The sequence below is a fragment of the Acidovorax sp. SDU_ACID1 genome, assembly GCF_045291395.1.
Classification (GTDB): Bacteria; Pseudomonadota; Gammaproteobacteria; order Burkholderiales; family Burkholderiaceae_C; genus MR-S7.
This window is the reverse complement of sequence record NZ_CP152342.1, coordinates 817,980-835,871: the sequence shown is the minus strand read 5'-3', so window position 1 is coordinate 835,871 and position 17,892 is coordinate 817,980. Positions and strand designations below refer to the sequence as shown.

Sequence of the window (17,892 nt, the reverse complement as noted above, 5' to 3'; positions counted from 1 at the left end):
CCCCTTTCTGGCAGATGAAGCCCCGGGCGCGAGAAACGCCTGGAGCTTCTATGGTAGACCTCACCCTGCGGGGCGGGCCTCTCCGAAGTGGAATACCCCTGGGTCCTTCACCGGATCGACGTCCACGGGGATCGCGCTCTTGGGCGGGTAGCGCCCTTCGAGCAGCAGCTTGGACAGCGGGTTCTCGATGCGTTGCTGGATGGCCCGCTTGAGCGGGCGCGCTCCGAACACAGGGTCGAAGCCGACCTTGGCCAGCTCGCCCAGCGCAGCGGGCGACACCTGCAGAGCAAGGTCCATTTTCGCCAGCCGCGATTCCAGCAGCCGCAACTGAATGCGAGCGATCGCTTCGATGTGCTTCGCGTCGAGGCCGTGGAACACCACCGTCTCGTCGATGCGGTTGAGGAACTCGGGGCGGAAGTGCGTCTTCAGCTCGCCCCACACCGCTTCCTTGATGTCCTCGGAGTCCTGCCCCACCATGGCCTGGATCAGGTGCGAGCCGATGTTGCTGGTCATCACGATGACCGTGTTCTTGAAGTCCACGGTGCGGCCCTGGCCATCGGTCAGGCGCCCGTCGTCCAGCACCTGCAGCAGCACGTTGAACACGTCGGGGTGGGCCTTCTCCACCTCGTCGAGCAGCAGCACGCTGTAGGGCTTGCGGCGCACGGCCTCGGTGAGGTAGCCGCCCTCCTCGTAGCCCACGTAGCCGGGCGGCGCGCCGATGAGGCGGGCCACGGAGTGCTTCTCCATGAACTCGCTCATGTCGATGCGAACCAGATGATCCTCGCTGTCGAACAGGAAGCCCGCCAGCGCCTTGCACAGCTCGGTCTTGCCCACGCCCGTAGGGCCGAGGAACAGGAACGAGCCGGTGGGCCGGTTGGGGTCGGACAGGCCCGAGCGCGAGCGGCGGATGGCATTGGCGACAGCGGAGATCGCCTCGTCCTGCCCCACCACGCGCTCGTGCAGCTTGTCTTCCATGTGCAGCAGCTTGTCCTTCTCGCCCTGCATCATCTTGGCCACGGGGATGCCCGTGGCGCGGCTCACCACCTCGGCGATTTCCTCGGCGCCAACTTGCGTGCGCAGCAGCTTGTGCCTGGTACCAGTGCCGCCGGCCTCGCTGTCCTGTGCTTCCTTGAGCTGCTTTTCCAGCTCGGGCAGCTTGCCGTACTGCAGCTCGGCCACCTTGTTGAAGTCGCCCTTGCGCTTCAGGTCGTCGATCTGCGTGTGGATCGTGTCGATTTCCTTGCGGATTTGCTCGCTGCCCTGGGCGCTGGCCTTCTCGGCCTTCCAGACGTCTTCGAGGTCGGCGTATTCGCGCTCGATGTTGCCCAACTCTTCCTCGATGAGCTGCAGGCGCTTCTGGGAGGCCTCGTCGGTCTCCTTCTTCATCGCCTCGCGCTCGATCTTGAGCTGGATCATGCGGCGCTCGAGCTTGTCCATCGCCTCCGGCTTGGAGTCGATCTCGATCTTGATCTTGGCCGCGGCCTCGTCGATCAGGTCGATGGCCTTGTCGGGCAGGAAGCGGTCGGTGATGTAGCGGTGGCTCAGCTCGGCCGCGGCGACGATGGCCGGGTCGGTGATGTCCACGCCGTGGTGCGCCTCGTAGCGCACCTGCAGGCCGCGCAGGATGGCGATGGTGTCTTCCACGCTGGGCTCGTCGACCAGCACCTTCTGGAAGCGCCGCTCCAGCGCCGCATCCTTCTCGATGTACTTGCGGTATTCGTCGAGCGTGGTGGCGCCGATGCAGTGCAGCTCGCCGCGCGCCAGGGCCGGTTTGAGCATGTTGCCCGCATCCATGGCGCCATCGGCCTTGCCGGCGCCGACCATGGTGTGGATCTCGTCGATGAACAGGATGATGCGCCCTTCCTCGTGCGCGACTTCCTTGAGCACGGACTTCAGCCGCTCCTCGAAGTCGCCGCGGTACTTGGCACCGGCCAGCAGGCCCGCCATGTCCAGCGACAGCACGCGCTTGTTCTTGAGCGACTCGGGCACCTCGCCCTCGACGATGCGCTGGGCCAGGCCCTCGACGATGGCGGTCTTGCCCACGCCGGGCTCGCCGATCAGCACAGGGTTGTTCTTGCTGCGCCGCTGCAGCACCTGGATGGCGCGGCGGATCTCGTCGTCGCGGCCGATCACCGGGTCGAGCTTGCCCGCGCGGGCGCGCTCGGTCAGGTCGAGCGTGTACTTCTTCAGCGCCTCGCGCTGGCCCTCGGCCTCGGCGCTGTCCACCTTCTGGCCGCCGCGCACGGCGTCGATGGCGGCCTCCAGGCTCTTGCGCGTGAGGCCGTTGTCCTTGGCGAGCTGGGCAGCCTCGCCCTTGCTGTCGATCAGGGCCAGCAGGAACAGCTCGCTGGCGATGAACTGGTCGCCGCGCTTGATGGCCTCCTTCTCGGTGGCCTGCAGCACGCGGCCCAGTTCGGGGCTGCCCTGCACCTGGTCCTGCCCCTGCACCTGCGGCAGGCGCTTGACGGCCGCCTCGGCCGCGGCCAGCAGGCCGTGTACGTTGGCACCGGCGCGCTGCAGCAGCGCGCGCGGGCCTTCGTCCTGGCGCAGCATGGCGACCAGCATGTGAACGGGTTCGATGTAGGCGTTGTCGTGCCCCAGCGCGATGGACTGGGCATCGGACAGGGCTTCCTGGAACTTGGTCGTGAATTTATCGAGACGCATGAAAATCCTCCAAACTTCCCGTTAACTAGGGCCCATGGGCCGCTTTTTCAAGCCAGGACGCCGCTTGTTTCAGCTCGCCTGCGGCGCCGCCTCGATGCCCCAGCGCGCCAGGGCCGCGTCGTCGCTCACGCGCGCATCCACCCAGCGCGCGCCCTGCGGCGTTGCTTCCTTCTTCCAGAAAGGCGCCTGGGTCTTGAGGTAGTCCATGAGGAACTCGCAGGCCTGGAAGCTCTCGCCCCGGTGCGCCGAAGTCACCGCCACCAGCACGATCTGCGCCGAAGGCTGCAGCAGCCCCACGCGGTGGATGACACGAACGCCGAACAGGTCGAACCGGCGCCGCGCCTCGGCCACCATCGCCTCGATGGACTTCTCGGTCATGCCGGGGTAGTGCTCCAGTTCCATCGACGCGACCGCATCGCCGTCGCTGCGATCGCGCACCGTGCCCACGAAGCAGCACACGGCGCCCACGCGCCCGTCCTGCGCGCGCAGGGCGGCCAGTTCGGCGGAAACGTCGAAGTCGTCGGTCTGGATGGAAACGCTGGACATGGGGGCGGCGGCACGGGTTTGCTACAGTGCCCGCCACTTTAACGCCGCACCCCCATGGCCACGCAATCCTTCACCTCCGACGGCTACACGCTCTACCCCTCGCCCCGCAACGTGCACCGCGTGGTGTTCGAATTCCAGGTGTTCGTGCCCCATCCCTATGCGCTGATCGACCTGCCCAGCTACGGGCTGGCGGGCCGCCACAGCCTGTTCTCGGCCTGCCGCACGGCCGACGGCAAGATGGGCCAGCTCGTCACCTTCGAGCAGGATGCCGACCGGCAGCGCTTCGAGGACCGATTCGTGCCCGATTGACCTGGGGCAAAGACACTACAGCGCGCATGGTTTGCAATGGTGCCATTACATCCAGAAGGAACCGCCCCATGCAACTGCTCAAGCAACTCTTCACCACCGAGGTGGGCCTGTTCAGCGCCGTCGGCATCGGCATCATGCTGTGCATGGCCGGCTTCTTCCTCTGGCTGTTCACGCGCGACGACGCACCCAAGGACAAGCCGAACCCGTGACGCCGCATCGGCGGGACAATGCGCCGATGCACGACGACAACCAGATCACCGTCCCGCCCTCCTTCATCGCGATCTACAGCGATGCGCGCCAGCGACTGCGCGAAAGCACGGCGGTGGTGCGCACGCGCTACGAACTCTGCGAAGACCTGGCCTGCCACCTGGTGGAGCACGCGCAGCAGCTCTACCACGTGCAGGCGCCATCTGAAGCCGAGATCCTGCGGCGCATCCACGCCGGCCTGGCCGCCGGCCCGGATTCCGGCGTGAACGCCGATGAAGCCGCCTGGATCACCTGCCGCCTGGCCGAGTTGCTGCAGTGGCCCTGCCCCGAGCTGCCGCAGCCCCCCGCTATACTGCGCTGATGCCTTCGCGCCCCGCCCTCGCCTACCGCACCGCCTCCGTGGCGGCCGCGCCGTGCGTGGGCAAAGCGCAAAAACCCCAGCTCATCTGACCGGAGCTGCGGTTCCGTCCGGATGAGCGACGGAACCGACAGGCACGATCTTTCCCCGTTTCCCTTTCAAGCCTCCAGGCCCCTGCGCGCATCCGTCCGGTTGTCTGCCCGGTCGCCATCCATGCCTTGAAAGGACGAAACCGATGCCTGCCTCCCTCACCCCCGCCGGGTTCACCGGCCTGTGGATTCCCCTCGTCACCCCTTTCCACGCGGATGGATCGGTGGACCACGCGGCGCTGCGCGCGCTGGTGCAGCGGCTGCGCGCCAGCGGCATCGCCGGCGTGGTCGCGTGCGGCTCCACGGGCGAGGCCGCCGCGCTCGATGCCGCCGAGCAGGACGCGGTGCTGGACACCGTGCTCGGCGCGGCACAGGGCCTGCCCGTGGCCATGGGCCTGTCGGGCTACCACCTGGGCCACGTGCTGGAGCGCGTGCGCGGCTGGAACGCCCGGCCCCTGGCCGGCCTGCTGGTGCCCGCGCCCCACTACATCCGCCCCTCGCAGGCGGGCCTGCTGCACTGGTTCCGCGCGATCGCCGACGCGAGCGTGCACCCGCTGATCGTCTACGACATTCCCTACCGCACCGGCGTGACGCTGGAGCTGGAAACCCTGCGCGCGCTGGCGCAGCACCCGCGCATCCGCGCCATCAAGGACTGCGGCGGCAGCGCGGCCAAGACGCAGGCGCTCATCGCCGACGGGCAACTGCAGGTGCTGGCGGGGGAGGATGCGCAGATCCTGCCCACCCTGGCCCTGGGCGGCAGCGGCGCCATCGCCGCCAGCGCGCACTGGCAGCCCGGACGCTTCGCCGAATTGATGCACTGCGTGGCTGCCGGCGACCTGCCGCGCGCCCGGGCGCTGTGGCAGGCCCTGGCGCCGGTGGCGGAGGCCTGCTTCGCCGAGCCCAACCCCGCTCCCATCAAGGCCCTGCTCGCAAGCCAAGGCGCAATGCAGGCCGGCCTGCGCGCGCCGATGGAGGCGGCAAGCGCCGCGCATGCCCAGCGCATCGCGGCACTCGCGGCCGTGCAGGAGGTGGCGCTCAGCCGCCTGTGACGGGTGGGAAGAACGCCGCCTCGGCTCCCGGGGCCAGCGGCGCGTCGTCGCCCGCCATGACCTGGTCCAGCGCCATGCGCACCGCGCGCCCGCGCGCCAGGCTGGCGGCCCAGGGGCCGCCGCGGGCGATGAGTTCGTCGCGCAGCGCACCCAGCGTGTCGGCCTGGGTCTGCAGCGTTTCCTGGCCGGTGCCCACCGCTTCGCGGATGGAGGCGAAATAGCGCACGGTGAGGGTCTTGCTTGTGCTCATGACAGCAGCTCCGCCATGGGGAGGTAGCGCACGGTGTCTCCGCGCGCGATGGTGCAACCCGCGGGGTTGTCCACCACGCCGTCGGCCCAGGCAGCCGAGGTGAGCACGCCCGAGCTCTGGTTGGGGAACAGCTCCAGCGTGCCGTCCGGCGCGCGGCGCACGCGCAGGAATTCGCGGCGCTTGTCGGCCCGGGGCCAGTCGAATCCAGCGGTGGCGGCCATGGACCTGGGAGCCGCATCGGCCACGCCCTGCAGCCGCAGCACGAAGGGCCGCACGAGCAACGCGAAGGTCATGAAGCTGGAGACGGGGTTGCCGGGCAGGCCCATGAAGTGCGCACCGCCTACCCGGCCATAGGCGAAGGGCTTGCCGGGCTTCATCCCGATCTGCCACAGGGCCAGCGTGCCCAGGCTTTCCACGGCGGGCCTGATGTGGTCTTCCTCACCCACGGAGACGCCGCCGCTGGTGACGATGAGGTCGCACGCCTGCGCGGCCTCGCGCAGCGCGGCGATGGTGGCCTCGCGCCGGTCGGGCACGATGCCGAGGTCCGCCACCTCGCAGCCCAGGCGCCGCAGCAGGGTGCGCAGGAAGAAGCGGTTGCTGTTGTAGATGGCGCCGGGCGGCATGCGCTCTGGCGGCACTTCGCCGGGCATGACGAGTTCGTCGCCGGTCGAGAACAGGGCCACGCGCGGCCTGCGCGCCACCTGCAGGGTTCCCAGGCCGATGCTGGCGGCCAGGCCCAGGGCGGCGGGCGTGAGGCGCGTGCCGGCGGCGAGCACCTGCGCGCCCAGGGCGATGTCTTCGCCCGCACGGCGCACCCACTGGCCGGGCGCGGGCACGGCGTTCACACGCACGCAGGAGCCGCCGTCCAGTGCCTCGCAGTCTTCCTGCATGACGATGGCGTCGGCCCCTGCGGGCACGGGCGCGCCGGTGAAGATGCGCGCGGCCGTGCCGGCGGCCAGCGGGGTGCCGGCAGCGCCGGCGGGAATGCGCTGGCTGACTGGAAGGGTGATCGGCAGCGCCACGCCCGGCGCCGCCACGTCGGCGCGGCGCACGGCGTAGCCGTCCATGGCGCTGTTGTCCAGCGGCGGCACCTGCAGCGGCGAGACGGCGGTCTGCGCGAGCACGCGGCCGTCGGCATCGAAGGTATCGACGGTGTCCGTGCCCACCAGCGGCGCGGCCTGCGCCAGCAGCTCGGCCAGCGCGTCGTCCAGGGGCTTGAGGGGGGGCGCGTGCTCATCGCTCGGTTTCCAGGCTGGGGAAGGAATAGTCAAAGCGCTCGTCCTGCGCCAACAGCCAGCCCACGATGGCGGCCGGGTCGCGCACATCCAGCACCGGCAGCGGCGTGGGTGCGGGCAGCGGCGTGCCGTCGGTGGCGACGGCGACGATGCAGGGGTCGTGCGGATAGAGCGGGGGCCGCTCGCGGCTATCGAGCCACTGGCCGCGCAGAAGCTCGATCTTGGGCAAATCCGCGTGCTTGAAGCCTTCCACCAGCACCCAGTCCACCGCCGGGTCCAGCGCGGCCAGCAGTTCGGGCACATGGGGTTCGCGCGGCTGGTCGTATTCGCGCATCAGCGCCAGGCGCTGGTCGGAGGCGATGAGCACCTCGCTCGCGCCCGCCTTGCGGTGGCGCCAGCTGTCCTTGCCTTCATGGTCGATATCGAAGCCATGGTGCGCATGCTTGACGACCGACACGCGCTGGCCGCGCGCGCGCAGGCCGGCGATGACCTGCTCCAGCAGCGTGGTCTTGCCGCTGCCCGAATAGCCGGCGAAGCCGACGACCTTCATGGCGCCATCCTTCCAAATTGATAGCTGCCAGCGCTTGACAGGCAAGCGCTGGAGGCCGATTTGACCCTCAATCGCAGTGGGCGGCGATGTAGGACTTCACCTGCTGAGCGTCGGCCGGCAGCACGGTCACGCGCTTCGGCAGGGCTTCGATGCCCTCGAACTTCGCGGGGCGGTCGGGCGCGCGGCCCAGGGCTTCCTCGATGGTGGCGGCGAACTTGATGGGCAGCGCCGTCTCCAGCACGACCATGGGCACGGCCGGGTCGCCCCGCAGCGCACGCGCCACCTTCACGCCATCGGCGGTATGGGTGTCGATGATCTGGCCGAAGCGCTCCCAGGTGTCCTTGATGGTGGCGAGGCGGTCGGCGTGGGTACTCTTGCCGCTCACGAAGCCGTAGCGCGCGGCGGCATCCTTGAATGCAGGGCTGCCGCTCAGGTCGAAGCGGCCCTGCCTGCCCACGCCGTCCTCGAACAGCGCGCGCGTGGCGGCGCCATCACGTCCCAGCAGGTCGAACACGAAGCGCTCGAAGTTGCTGGCCTTGCTGATGTCCATCGACGGGCTGGAGGTCTCGTAGGTCTGCGCGCTGCCGCGCACCTGGTAGACGCCGGTGCGGAAGAACTCGTCGAGTACGTCGTTCTCGTTGGTGGCGACGATCAGGCGGTCGATCGGCAGGCCCATCTGCCGCGCGACATGGCCCGCGCAGACATTGCCGAAGTTGCCGCTGGGCACGGCGAAGCTGACCTTTTGCGCGTTGCTTTCCGTCGCCTGGATGTAGCCCGCGAAGTAGTAGACCACCTGCGCAAGCAGCCGCGCCCAGTTGATCGAGTTGACGGTGCCGATCTTGTACTGGGCCTTGAACGCGTGGTCGTTGCTCACGGCCTTGACGATGTCCTGGCAGTCGTCGAACACGCCCTCGATGGCGAGGTTGTGGATGTTCTCGTCCTGCAGCGAGAACATCTGCGCCTGCTGGAACGGGCTCATGCGCCCGTGCGGGCTGGTCATGAAGACGCGGATGCCTCGCTTGCCGCGCATCGCGTATTCGGCAGCGCTGCCGGTGTCGCCGCTGGTGGCACCCAGGATGTTGAGCTGCTCGCCGCGCCGCGCCAGTTCGTACTCGAACAGGTTGCCCAGCAGTTGCATCGCCATGTCCTTGAAGGCCAGCGTGGGGCCATTGGACAGGGCCTCGATCCACAGGGCGTCTTCAAGGTGGCGCAGCGGGACGATCTCGCCGGTGCCGAAGACCTCGGCGGTGTACGTTTTCTCGCACAGGCGCTTCAGGTCGGCGGCGGGGATGTCGTCGATGTAGAGCGAGAGCAGGCGGAAGGCCAGCTCCGCATAGCCCTGCTTGTGGTAGACCTCACGCAGCTCCGTGAGCTGCGCGTCGCTGATCTGCGGATAGCGCTCGGGCAGGTACAGGCCGCCGTCGGGCGCCAGGCCTTCGAGCAGGATGTCGCAGAAGCGCTTGCGGTCCGGATGGCCGCGCGTGGAGAGGTACAGCATCAGTTCAGCTCCTCCTTGCGGATGCGCGTGATCGGCGCCAGCACCGTGGGCAGGCCCTGGATCTGCGCGAGCGCCGCGTCCATGTCGCCCTCGCGCGTGTCGTGCGTGAGGATGATGAGGTCGGTCTGCGTGGAGCCCTCGCCGCCCACCTCGTCGGCCTCGCGCTGCAGCACCGCGTCGATGCTGATGCCGGAGCCGGCCAGGATGCCGGTGATCTTGGCGAGCACGCCGGCCTCGTCGGCCACGCGGATGCGCAGGTAGTAGCTGGTGACCACGTCGGCCATGGGCAGCACGGGCAGCTCGCCGCTGGCGGCCGCCAGCGTGTGGCTCTGGAAGGCCAGCGCGGGCACGCGGTGCGCGGGATCGGCCTCGATCAGGCGGGTGATGTCCACGAGGTCGGCGATCACCGCGCTGGCCGTGGGCTCGCTGCCCGCGCCCTTGCCGTAGTACAGCGTGGTGCCCACGGCGTCGCCGTGCACCACGACGGCGTTCATCGCGCCCTCGACGTTGGCGATCAGCCGCTTGGCGGGCACCAGGCTCGGGTGCACGCGCAGCTCGATGCCCTTGGGCGTGCGCTTGGTGATGCCCAGCAGCTTGATGCGGTAGCCCAGTTGCTCGGCGTAGCGGATGTCGGCCCCGGCGAGCTTGGTGATGCCCTCCACGTAGGCCTTGTCGAACTGCACCGGGATGCCGAAGGCGATGGCGCTCATGATGGTGGCCTTGTGCGCGGCATCCACGCCCTCGATGTCGAAGGTCGGGTCGGCCTCTGCGTAGCCCAGGCGCTGCGCTTCCTTGAGCACCACGTCGAAGTCCAGGCCCTTGTCGCGCATCTCGGAGAGGATGAAGTTCGTCGTGCCGTTGATGATGCCGGCCACCCACTGGATCTGGTTGGCCGTCAGGCCTTCGCGCAGCGCCTTGATGATGGGAATGCCGCCGGCCACGGCCGCCTCGTAGGCGACGACCACGCCCTTCTCCGCGGCTGCCTTGAAGATCTCGGTGCCGTGCACGGCCAGCAGCGCCTTGTTGGCGGTGACCACGTGCTTGCCTGCGGCAATCGCCTCCAGCACGAGCTGCTTGGCGATGCCGTAGCCGCCGATCAGTTCCACCACGATGTCGATCTCGGGGTTGGCGATCACCTCACGCGCATCGCCCACCACGCGGGCCTTATCGCCCACGATGGAGCGCGCGCGGGCGGTGTCCAGGTCGGCCACGCAGGCGATCTCGATGCCGCGGCCCGCGCGGCGGCGGATCTCCTCCTGGTTGCGCTGCAGCACGTTGAACACGCCGCTGCCCACGGTGCCGATGCCGAGCAGGCCAACTTGGATGGGTTTCATATCAGGATTACCAGTCAAAATGGGCTGCAGCGCTTAGCAGGAAAGCGCCAGCAGCTATCAAAAGATGAGTTTCACGCGGCCTTCGCGTGGCGCTGCCGGTAGGCGGCCAGGAACCCGGCCAAGCGGCCGATGGCCTCGCGCAGGTCGTCCTCGTGCGGCAGGAAGACGATGCGGAAGTGCTGGTTGTCGGGGTAGTTGAAGCCCGAGCCCTGCACCAGCATCACGCGCGTGGCGCGCAGCACTTCCATGAAGAACTGGCGGTCGTCGGCGATGGGGTACATCTCCGGGTCGAGCCGCGGGAACATGTAGAGCGCCGCCTGCGGCCTGACGCAGGTGACGCCGGGGATCTGCGTGATGAGCTCGTAGGCCAGGTCACGCTGGCGGCGCAGGCGCCCGCCGGGCCGCACCAGGTCGTTGATGCTCTGGTAGCCGCCCAGCGCCGTCTGGATCGCCCACTGGCCCGGCACGTTGGAGCCGAGCTTGAGGTTGGCCAGCATGTTCAGGCCTTCGATGTAGTCGCGCGCGTCGGCCTTGGGGCCGGAGATCACCATCCACCCCGCGCGGTAGCCGCAGGAGCGGTAGGCCTTGGAGAGCGAATTGAAGGTGAGCGTGAGCACGTCGGTGGACAGGCTCGCCATCGAGGTGAACTGCACGCCGTCGTACAGCACCTTGTCGTACACCTCGTCCACCAGCAGCACGAGGCTGTGCTCGCGCGCGATCTGCACGATGCCCTTGAGCAGCTCGGTGGAGTACAGCGCGCCGGTGGGGTTGTTGGGGTTGATGACGACGATGCCGCGCGTGCGCGGGCCTATTTTTGCGCGCATGTCGGCCAGGTCGGGCATCCAGCCGTCGTCCTCGCGGCACTCGTAGTGCACCGGCTTGCCGCCCGAAAGGCTGGTGGCCGCCGTCCACAACGGGTAGTCGGGCGAGGGCACGAGCAGTTCGTCGCCGTCGTCGAGCAGCGCGTTGGTCGCCATCACGATGAGTTCGCTTGCGCCGTTGCCCAGGTAGATGTCGTCCAGCGTCACGCCCGCGATGCCGAGCTGCTGGGTGTAGTGCATCACCGCCTTGCGCGCGGCGAAGATGCCCTTGCTGTCCGAGTAGCCCGCCGAGTTGGGCAGGTTGCGGATCATGTCCTGTTGCACTTCCTCGGGCGCATCGAAGCCGAACGGAGCCATGTTGCCGATGTTCAGCTTGATGATCTTCTGGCCTTCGTCCTCCATCTGCTTGGCCGCGTCCACGATCGGGCCTCGGACATCGTAGAGAACGTTGCTCAGCTTCGCGGACTTGTGGATCGGCTTCATGGACGGGCCCAGGGCATCAATAGGGGGAAAACCTATAATTTGACCACAGTTCCCCCGACGGCCTCCGCATGAAATTCCAGCCCGACCGCTCCGACGTACAGACCATCACCGCCTATGGGCCGGGCTGGATCGGCATCGACGCCGACAAGGTCACCGCCAGCGTGGTCGTGGGCTCGCACGGCCAGCGCATCGACTGGCATTGCGACCGCTTCGAGGACCTCACGCCCGCGCACTTCGCCCAGCTGGCCGAACTCGACGCCGAGGTCGTGATCTTCGGCAGCGGCGCACGCAACCGCTTTCCGCCCGCCGCCTGGCTGCAGCCGCTGATGGCGCGGCGCATCGGCCTGGAGACCATGGACACCCAGGCCGCCTGCCGCACCTACAACATCCTGGCGGGCGAAGGGCGCAACGTGGTCGCGGCGCTGCTGCTGGAGCCGCCGGCAAGACACCACCCGTAACTCGGGCACCTGGGCGCCCACTCGCGAATAAGAGGCGTTCGGGGTAGAATCGTGTGTTGCGGTCGGGGGGCACTTGCCTACAAGCCAGACCCATTTTCCCCCGGCTTTTCATCGGCTAATTGCAGAGAGATAGAAGCGCCATGGCGATCGTTGTCAACAAACCCCTTCCTGAATTTGAAGCCAACGCGACCGGCGGAATCAAGGTCACCAACACTTCGCACCAGGGCCAGATCCTGATCCTGTACTTCTACCCCAAGGACAACACGCCGGGCTGCACCACCGAGGCCATGCAGTTCCGCGACAAGTTCAAGGACTTCGTGAAGGCCGGCGCCACCGTGTTCGGCGTCTCGCGCGACAACATGAAGTCGCACGACGATTTCAAGGAAAAGCTGGAGCTGCCCTTCGAGCTGATTGCCGACACCGAAGAGAAGATGTGCCACATGTTCGGTGTGGTCAAGAACAAGATCATGTACGGCAAGAAGGTCAAGGGCATCGAGCGCAGCACCTTCCTCGTCGGCCCCGACGGCATGCTGGTGCAGGAGTGGCGCGGCCTGAAGGTTCCCGGCCACGTGGACGAAGTGCTCAAGGCCGTCAAGGCCATCAAGGCCCCCGTCAAGAAGGCTGCCTAAAGCCCGCCCGGCCCGCGCGCCACTGCGCGGGCGCCGTCACGGGGAGCATGCATAATGGGTCAATGCTGCTGAAAAACGCACCGCGCCCTCCCCGCTCGCAAGCCGCCTTGGTCTCCAGGCGGCTTTTTGCTTTTTGACCTCTTCCAGCGAGACCACCCGCACCATGCCCCTGCCTCCCGCACCGACCAAGCGTGCCGCGCTGCTCGCACCGGACGCCTACCGCATGACCGCCTCCCAGGAGGAGCCGGATGCCGAAGCCGTTCCCGCCCCGGCCGTAACGGCGGCCGCCGCGCCCAAGAAGACTGCGCCTAAATCCAAAGCCGCCCCCGCCGCCGCCCGCAGGAGCACTAGCGCCCTGAAGGAGCAGCCCGCCGCCCGCGCGCCCCGCGTGGAAACCACGGCCCCGGACCTTGCGCCCACCCCGCGCGCCGACAGCGTCGCCCCCCAGCCCCGCCGCCAGCCCGAAGCCGCTGCGCCGCGCAAGCGCGCCGCCCCCGGCCCCAAGAAGATGTTCGTGCTCGACACCAACGTGCTGCTGCACGACCCGACGAGCCTGTTCCGCTTCGAGGAGCACGACATCTTCCTGCCGATGATCGTGCTGGAGGAGCTCGACGGCCACAAGAAGGGCATGACCGAGGTGGCCCGCAACGGCCGCCAGGCCAGCCGCACGCTCGACGCGCTGGCCGCCGCGCAAGGCGCGCAGGACATCGCCAACGGCCTCAAGCTCGACGCCACCGGCCAGCGCGCCGCCACCGGGTGCCTGTATTTCCAGACCGCCCCGCTGCAGTACGACCTGCCCACGAGCCTGCCGCAGGGCAAGGCGGACAACCAGATCCTGGGCGTGGTCGAGGCGCTGCGCAGGCAGCACGCACCGCGCGAGGTGGTGCTGGTGTCCAAGGACATCAACATGCGCGTCAAGGCCCGCGCGCTGGGCCTGCCCGCCGAGGACTACCAGAACGACAAGGCCCTGGAGGACGGCGACCTGCTGTACTCCGGCAGCCTGGCCCTGCCAGCGGACTTCTGGACCAAGGCCGGCAAGAACGTCGAGAGCTGGCAGAACGGCGCCCACACGTACTACCGCATCAGCGGCCCGGTCGTGTCGCAGCTCATGATCAACCAGTTCGTCTATTTCGAGGCGCCGGGCGAGCCCAGCCTCCATGCGCGCGTGACCGAGATCCGCGACCGCACGGCGGTGCTGGAGACGCTCAAGGACTACGGCTCGTCCAAGAATGCCGTCTGGGGCGTGAACACGCGCAACCGCGAGCAGAACTTCGCCATGAACCTGCTCATGGACCCCGAGGTGGACTTCGTCACCCTCACCGGCACCGCCGGCACCGGCAAGACCCTGCTCACGTTGGCCGCCGGCCTCACGCAGGTGCTGGACGAGCGCCGCTACACCGAGATCATCATGACCCGCGCCACCGTCAGCGTGGGCGAGGACATCGGCTTCCTGCCCGGCACCGAGGAAGAGAAGATGGGCCCCTGGATGGGCGCGCTGGACGACAACCTCGAATTCCTCGCCAAGGGCGACGGCGGCAACGCGGGCGAATGGGGCCGCGCCGCCACCAACGAACTGATCCGCAGCCGCATCAAGATCAAGAGCATGAACTTCATGCGCGGGCGTACCTTCCTCAACAAGTACGTCATCATCGACGAGGCGCAGAACCTCACGCCCAAGCAGATGAAGACGCTCATCACCCGCGCCGGCCCTGGCACCAAGATCATCTGCATGGGCAACCTCGCGCAGATCGACACGCCCTACCTCACCGAGGGCTCCTCGGGCCTGACCTATGCGGTGGACCGCTTCAAGGGCTGGCCCCACAGCGGCCACATCCTGCTGGCGCGCGGCGAGCGCTCGCGCCTGGCGGACTTTGCCAGCGAGGTGCTGTAAGCGCCTGCCCATGATGACGGACAAGCCGGTCACGTCGGTACTCCAGGCGGGCATACATCTCTCCGAGGAGCAGCCCGCGCCGTACTACGTGCAGCTGCAGCGCCAGCTGCGGGCGCTGATCGACAGCGGCGCCCTCAGCGAAGGCAGCCACCTGCCCTCCGAGCGCGACCTGGCCGACACGCTCAAGATCAGCCGCACCACCGTCAAGCGCGCCTACGACGCTCTGCGCGATGCCGATGTGATCGCCAGCGGCCAGGGGCGCGGCGGCACCGTGGTCAAGGGCACGCCGCGCGTCAGCCCCGTCATGGCGCGCCTCAAGGGCTTCACCGAAGAGATGCGGGAATTGGGCATGGAGCCCTCCACCCTCCTGCTGGGGCTGGAGGTGGTGCACGAGCGCACCATCGCCAGCCTCTTCGACCGCCCCTCGCACGCGCCGCTGCTGCACGTACGCCGCCTGCGCCTGGGCAATGGTGCGCCCATGTCGCACGAACTGGCGTGGTACGACCTCACCCTGGCCCCTCAACTCGAAGACTGGAGCGGCGAAGGTTCCATCTATGCTTGGCTGCGCGAGCGCTGCGGCATTCACATGGCCGGTGCCGAGCAAAGCATCGAGGCCGTCATGAGCAGCCCGCAGGAGATGGAAGCCTTCGGCTTCGAAGCCCCCATGCCCTGCCTGCTCATCAAGCGCAAGAGCCTGGACGCCGAAGGGCGGCTGATCGAGTACGTCGAGGGCACCTTCCGGGGCGATGCCTACGCCTACCGGGTTCACCTGGCAGGATAGGCATCAAATTGCCCCCTAGCGCTTGACTGGCAAGCGCAAGCAGCTATCTTTTTTGATTCACCTGCAGTTGCGGTGCCCGCCCAGCACACCCAGCGCCGCCGCCAGCAGGCCCAGCGCCCAGGGCGCATCCACGGGAATGGCCTGCGGCCCGCCGGGAGCCACCGGAGCCACCACGCAATCGATCTGCACGTTCGCCACATCGACAGCAGCATTGCCCTGGCCGTTGGCCGTAACCGCGCAGAGTTGCCCCGCAGGCTGGGCGAGGACGGTGACGTCATAGGCCCCGCCTGGCGCCACGGGCATGGCGAACACGAAGGGGGCCGGACCGGCAGGCGCCGGGGCGGGCACGGCCAGGTCGCCGCTGCCGTTGTTGCGCAGCACCAGGCCCGCGCCGGTCAGGCCGGTGATGGTGCCCGCCAATGGTGAAGACGGGCATCAGCCGGGCGATGCGAGGATGCGCCTCGCCTCCCACCTGGGTAAACCACCCGCCAATCAGCACCTTGCCATCAGGCTGAACCGAGACGCTGTTGACGATGTAGTCCGCCCCAGCACCGGGATTGAAGGTGGTATCCAGCGTGCCATTGGCGTTGAGCCGGGCAATACGGTTGCGCGCAACGCCATCCACCTCGGTGAATTCCCCGCCGATCAGCACCTTGCCATCGGGCTGCAGGGCCAACTGCCTAGGCATGCCATTGGTGCCTGTCCCTGGATTGAAGGCGGCATCCAGCGTGCCATTGGCGTTGAGCCTGGCAATGCGGTTGCGCGCAACGCCATTCACCTCGGTAAACGCCCCCCCGATCAGCACCTTGCCATCGGGCTACAGGGCCAAGTGCCAAGGCGTGCCATTGGTGCCTGTTCCTGGATCGAAGGTGGCATCCAGCGTGCCATTAGCGTTGAGCCGGGCAATGCGGTTGCGCGCAACGCCCCCCACCTCGGTGAACCGCCCCCCGATCAGCACCTTGCCATCAGGCTGCATGGCAAGAGAGTACACAGAGCGTCCGTTAAGAAGCCCCGGAGCTTGGAAAGAGGCATCCACCGTGCCGTCGGTATTCAGAAGGGCAACGCCTTCAGTGGGTGTGCCGTTCACTCCTGAGAAGGGCCCATTAATCAGCACCTTGCCACTGGGCAACGAAATGATGTTGTCCACCGCATACGTCGACGCACTAAACCCCGGATCAGGCATCCAGTTGGCCTGAGCCAGCGCCGCGCCCACCAGCCCTTGCCAAAGCAGCATGGCCCCGCACAACCTCATGGACAACCGCAGCGTGCGATTCATGGGCGTTCCCCTCTCCAAAGAGTTTCAATGGTCAAAACAACCGCCAACGCTTGCCCAGCAAGCGCCAGAAGCTATTGATTCAATAGTGATCGCGCCGCGCCCTGCGCCAGCCCGCCACGCCCAGCAGGGCCGACAGCAGCGCCAGCGCCCAGGGCGCATCCACGGGGATCGCCTGCGGCCCGCCGGGGCCGATGGCAGGGCTGGGCATAAGCCGCGCGAGGCGAGCGGTGCCTGGCTGTCCATTGACTTGGGTGAACCGTCCGCCCAACAACACCGTACCGTCGCCATGGAGGGTCAGTGCATACACCAAGGCATCGGCCCCCGTGCCTGGGTCGAACGTGCCATCAAGCGAGCCGTCTGCATTGAGCCGGGCGATGCGGTTGCGCGTCACGCCATCCACCTCGGTGAAGTCGCCGCCGATCAGTATCTTGCCGTCGGCCTGCACGGCCATGGCCCGCACGGCACCGTTGGGGCCAGCACCCGGCACGAACGCAGGGTCGGACGCGCCATCGGCGGCATTCAGCCGCACAACGGCATCCACGCCGCCGAACGGAAAGCCCGCCCGCAGCACCTCTCCTCCAGGCAGCAGGGCAATGCTGCTGACAGCACTTGCCAACGCCGGGGCGAACATGGCGTCGAGCGTGCCGTCGGCGTTCAGCCGCGCGATGTTGCGCCGCACCACGCCGCCCACTTGGTTGAAGCTGCCGCCGATCAGTATCTTGCCGTCAGCCTGCACGGCCAGGCTGTTCACCACGCCATCGACATCCGGGTTGAACGTGCCGTCGAGCGAGCCGTCTGCATTGAGCCGTGCGATGTGGTTGCGCGCCACGCCGTTCACTTCAGTGAAGTCGCCGCCGATCAGCACCTGGTTGAGCCCCTGCATCCTCACGGCCCACACAACGTTGTTGGTGCCTGTACCCGGATCGAACGTGCCGTCGAGCGTGCAATCGTCATGGAGCCGGGCAATACCGTTGCGCGCCACGCCGTCCACCTGGGAGAAACCGCCACCGACCAGCATCTTGCTATCCCAGCCCCGCACCGCCAGGGCATACACGACACCGTTGGGGCCTGGGGCGGGAGCGCAGGAGGCATCCAGCGCGCCGTTGGCATTCAGATTCAGCCGTGCGAGGCGCGAGTGCGGCGCACCCGACACGGTGGTGAATCCGCCACCGATCACCACCCGTTCACCATCGACCCACGGTGCGATAGCGAGCACGTTGTTGCCAACCGTGGCCGTGAATGCCGGGTCTGGCACCCAATTGGCCTGCGCCTGCACCGCGCCCACCAACCCCAGCCACAGGCCCATCCCTCCCAGCAGCCGCCACGGCACGGCCCGCACCTGGCGGGTGGAAAACCGGATTGAGGAGCGCCGCGCGCCCCGGCAGATGTGCTGCATGGATGACCCTCTCCAAAAAAATAAAGAATCCAATTAAACATCAAAACATGCATTGGACTGCTTTTTTG

The 17,892-nt window shown here is 67.8% G+C and carries 19 protein-coding genes and 1 pseudogene; 8 read left to right on the top strand and 12 right to left on the bottom strand.

From position 1 onward, the window contains the following. Positions 1-60 precede the first annotated feature (60 nt). Positions 61-2,664, bottom strand: a complete 2,604-nt coding sequence (gene clpB, locus AAG689_RS04020) for an ATP-dependent chaperone ClpB (protein WP_406624853.1) — start codon at positions 2,662-2,664, stop codon at positions 61-63. Between the two features lie 69 nt (positions 2,665-2,733). Further along, positions 2,734-3,210, bottom strand: coding sequence for a molybdopterin synthase catalytic subunit MoaE (moaE, locus tag AAG689_RS04015; RefSeq protein WP_406624852.1), 477 nt, complete (start codon positions 3,208-3,210; stop codon positions 2,734-2,736). 54 nt (positions 3,211-3,264) lie between these two features. Here moaE and AAG689_RS04010 point away from each other — a divergent pair, with 54 nt between their 5' ends. The 4 genes from AAG689_RS04010 (at position 3,265) to dapA (ending at position 5,222) form a co-directional block, all read left to right on the top strand. After that, positions 3,265-3,519 carry a hypothetical protein gene (locus AAG689_RS04010; RefSeq protein ID WP_020229790.1) on the top strand — a complete coding sequence of 85 codons (255 nt, stop codon included), beginning with the start codon at positions 3,265-3,267 and terminating at the stop codon, positions 3,517-3,519. Between the two features lie 68 nt (positions 3,520-3,587). Further along, the gene (locus tag AAG689_RS04005) at positions 3,588-3,728 is read left to right on the top strand and encodes a DUF3149 domain-containing protein (RefSeq protein ID WP_406624851.1); all 141 of its coding nucleotides are present in this window, start codon (positions 3,588-3,590) and stop codon (positions 3,726-3,728) included. A 26-nt stretch (positions 3,729-3,754) separates the two neighbouring features. After that, positions 3,755-4,087: a hypothetical protein gene (locus AAG689_RS04000; protein ID WP_406624850.1), complete on the top strand. Its 333-nt coding sequence runs from the start codon at positions 3,755-3,757 to the stop codon at positions 4,085-4,087. Between the two features lie 232 nt (positions 4,088-4,319). Continuing rightward, positions 4,320-5,222 (top strand): 4-hydroxy-tetrahydrodipicolinate synthase, encoded by a 903-nt coding sequence (dapA, locus tag AAG689_RS03995; protein ID WP_406624849.1) that lies wholly within the window; start codon positions 4,320-4,322, stop codon positions 5,220-5,222. Here the strand turns inward: dapA and AAG689_RS03990 are convergent. The 6 genes from AAG689_RS03990 to AAG689_RS03965 form a co-directional block, all read right to left on the bottom strand. Continuing rightward, positions 5,209-5,472: a MoaD/ThiS family protein gene (locus AAG689_RS03990; RefSeq protein ID WP_406624848.1), complete on the bottom strand. Its 264-nt coding sequence runs from the start codon at positions 5,470-5,472 to the stop codon at positions 5,209-5,211. The genes dapA and AAG689_RS03990 overlap by 14 nt on opposite strands. Further along, positions 5,469-6,743 carry a gephyrin-like molybdotransferase Glp gene (gene glp / locus AAG689_RS03985; protein ID WP_406624847.1) on the bottom strand — a complete coding sequence of 425 codons (1,275 nt, stop codon included), beginning with the start codon at positions 6,741-6,743 and terminating at the stop codon, positions 5,469-5,471. Before glp ends, AAG689_RS03990 begins: the two co-directional genes overlap by 4 nt. Continuing rightward, a complete protein-coding gene (mobB, locus tag AAG689_RS03980; protein WP_406624846.1) occupies positions 6,706-7,257 on the bottom strand; it encodes a molybdopterin-guanine dinucleotide biosynthesis protein B in 552 nt (183 codons plus the stop codon). Before mobB ends, glp begins: the two co-directional genes overlap by 38 nt. 67 nt (positions 7,258-7,324) lie before the next feature. Beyond that, entirely contained in the window at positions 7,325-8,755 is a 1,431-nt protein-coding gene (thrC, locus tag AAG689_RS03975) for a threonine synthase (protein WP_406624845.1), read from the bottom strand. Continuing rightward, complete coding sequence (locus AAG689_RS03970; RefSeq protein WP_020229798.1) at positions 8,755-10,089, bottom strand: homoserine dehydrogenase; 1,335 nt, start codon at positions 10,087-10,089, stop codon at positions 8,755-8,757. Before AAG689_RS03970 ends, thrC begins: the two co-directional genes overlap by 1 nt. Before the next feature lie 71 nt (positions 10,090-10,160). Further along, positions 10,161-11,393, bottom strand: a complete 1,233-nt coding sequence (locus AAG689_RS03965; protein WP_406624844.1) for a pyridoxal phosphate-dependent aminotransferase — start codon at positions 11,391-11,393, stop codon at positions 10,161-10,163. Between the two features lie 68 nt (positions 11,394-11,461). Between AAG689_RS03965 and AAG689_RS03960 the strand changes: the two genes are divergently transcribed. From AAG689_RS03960 to AAG689_RS03945, 4 genes are all read left to right on the top strand, one after another. Continuing rightward, positions 11,462-11,851, top strand: a complete 390-nt coding sequence (locus AAG689_RS03960) for an Mth938-like domain-containing protein (protein WP_020229800.1) — start codon at positions 11,462-11,464, stop codon at positions 11,849-11,851. A gap of 140 nt (positions 11,852-11,991) precedes the next feature. Further along, positions 11,992-12,480, top strand: a complete 489-nt coding sequence (locus AAG689_RS03955; RefSeq protein WP_020229801.1) for a peroxiredoxin — start codon at positions 11,992-11,994, stop codon at positions 12,478-12,480. Positions 12,481-12,643: 163 nt separating this feature from the next. After that, the gene (locus AAG689_RS03950; protein WP_406624843.1) at positions 12,644-14,371 is read left to right on the top strand and encodes a PhoH family protein; all 1,728 of its coding nucleotides are present in this window, start codon (positions 12,644-12,646) and stop codon (positions 14,369-14,371) included. A 10-nt stretch (positions 14,372-14,381) separates the two neighbouring features. Then, positions 14,382-15,152 (top strand): GntR family transcriptional regulator, encoded by a 771-nt coding sequence (locus AAG689_RS03945; RefSeq protein ID WP_406624842.1) that lies wholly within the window; start codon positions 14,382-14,384, stop codon positions 15,150-15,152. A 57-nt stretch (positions 15,153-15,209) separates the two neighbouring features. Here the strand turns inward: AAG689_RS03945 and AAG689_RS03940 are convergent, their stop codons facing one another. The 4 genes and pseudogenes from AAG689_RS03940 to AAG689_RS03925 form a co-directional block, all read right to left on the bottom strand. Then, positions 15,210-15,572 (bottom strand): hypothetical protein, encoded by a 363-nt coding sequence (locus AAG689_RS03940; RefSeq protein ID WP_406626408.1) that lies wholly within the window; start codon positions 15,570-15,572, stop codon positions 15,210-15,212. Between the two features lie 22 nt (positions 15,573-15,594). Further along, positions 15,595-15,957: pseudogene (locus tag AAG689_RS03935) on the bottom strand (delta-60 repeat domain-containing protein); the annotation flags it as partial. A 12-nt stretch (positions 15,958-15,969) separates the two neighbouring features. After that, entirely contained in the window at positions 15,970-16,428 is a 459-nt protein-coding gene (locus AAG689_RS03930; protein ID WP_406624841.1) for a delta-60 repeat domain-containing protein, read from the bottom strand. Positions 16,429-16,507: 79 nt separating this feature from the next. After that, positions 16,508-17,824 carry a delta-60 repeat domain-containing protein gene (locus AAG689_RS03925; protein ID WP_406624840.1) on the bottom strand — a complete coding sequence of 439 codons (1,317 nt, stop codon included), beginning with the start codon at positions 17,822-17,824 and terminating at the stop codon, positions 16,508-16,510. Positions 17,825-17,892: the final 68 nt, after the last annotated feature.

Bases quoted from the DNA above. Each gene is read 5' to 3' on its own strand.
- dapA (WP_406624849.1), top strand. From the start codon at position 4,320: ATGCCTGCCTCCCTCACCCCCGCCGGGTTCACCGGCCTGTGGATTCCC.
- AAG689_RS03930 (WP_406624841.1), bottom strand. From the start codon at position 16,428: ATGAATCGCACGCTGCGGTTGTCCATGAGGTTGTGCGGGGCCATGCTG.
- AAG689_RS03960 (WP_020229800.1), top strand. From the start codon at position 11,462: ATGAAATTCCAGCCCGACCGCTCCGACGTACAGACCATCACCGCCTAT.
- mobB (WP_406624846.1), bottom strand. From the start codon at position 7,257: ATGAAGGTCGTCGGCTTCGCCGGCTATTCGGGCAGCGGCAAGACCACG.
- AAG689_RS04005 (WP_406624851.1), top strand. From the start codon at position 3,588: ATGCAACTGCTCAAGCAACTCTTCACCACCGAGGTGGGCCTGTTCAGC.
- AAG689_RS03925 (WP_406624840.1), bottom strand. From the start codon at position 17,824: ATGCAGCACATCTGCCGGGGCGCGCGGCGCTCCTCAATCCGGTTTTCC.
- AAG689_RS03990 (WP_406624848.1), bottom strand. From the start codon at position 5,472: ATGAGCACAAGCAAGACCCTCACCGTGCGCTATTTCGCCTCCATCCGC.
- AAG689_RS04000 (WP_406624850.1), top strand. From the start codon at position 3,755: ATGCACGACGACAACCAGATCACCGTCCCGCCCTCCTTCATCGCGATC.
- moaE (WP_406624852.1), bottom strand. From the start codon at position 3,210: ATGTCCAGCGTTTCCATCCAGACCGACGACTTCGACGTTTCCGCCGAA.
- AAG689_RS03945 (WP_406624842.1), top strand. From the start codon at position 14,382: ATGATGACGGACAAGCCGGTCACGTCGGTACTCCAGGCGGGCATACAT.
- thrC (WP_406624845.1), bottom strand. From the start codon at position 8,755: ATGCTGTACCTCTCCACGCGCGGCCATCCGGACCGCAAGCGCTTCTGC.
- AAG689_RS03955 (WP_020229801.1), top strand. From the start codon at position 11,992: ATGGCGATCGTTGTCAACAAACCCCTTCCTGAATTTGAAGCCAACGCG.
- clpB (WP_406624853.1), bottom strand. From the start codon at position 2,664: ATGCGTCTCGATAAATTCACGACCAAGTTCCAGGAAGCCCTGTCCGAT.
- AAG689_RS03965 (WP_406624844.1), bottom strand. From the start codon at position 11,393: ATGAAGCCGATCCACAAGTCCGCGAAGCTGAGCAACGTTCTCTACGAT.
- AAG689_RS04010 (WP_020229790.1), top strand. From the start codon at position 3,265: ATGGCCACGCAATCCTTCACCTCCGACGGCTACACGCTCTACCCCTCG.
- AAG689_RS03970 (WP_020229798.1), bottom strand. From the start codon at position 10,089: ATGAAACCCATCCAAGTTGGCCTGCTCGGCATCGGCACCGTGGGCAGC.
- AAG689_RS03950 (WP_406624843.1), top strand. From the start codon at position 12,644: ATGCCCCTGCCTCCCGCACCGACCAAGCGTGCCGCGCTGCTCGCACCG.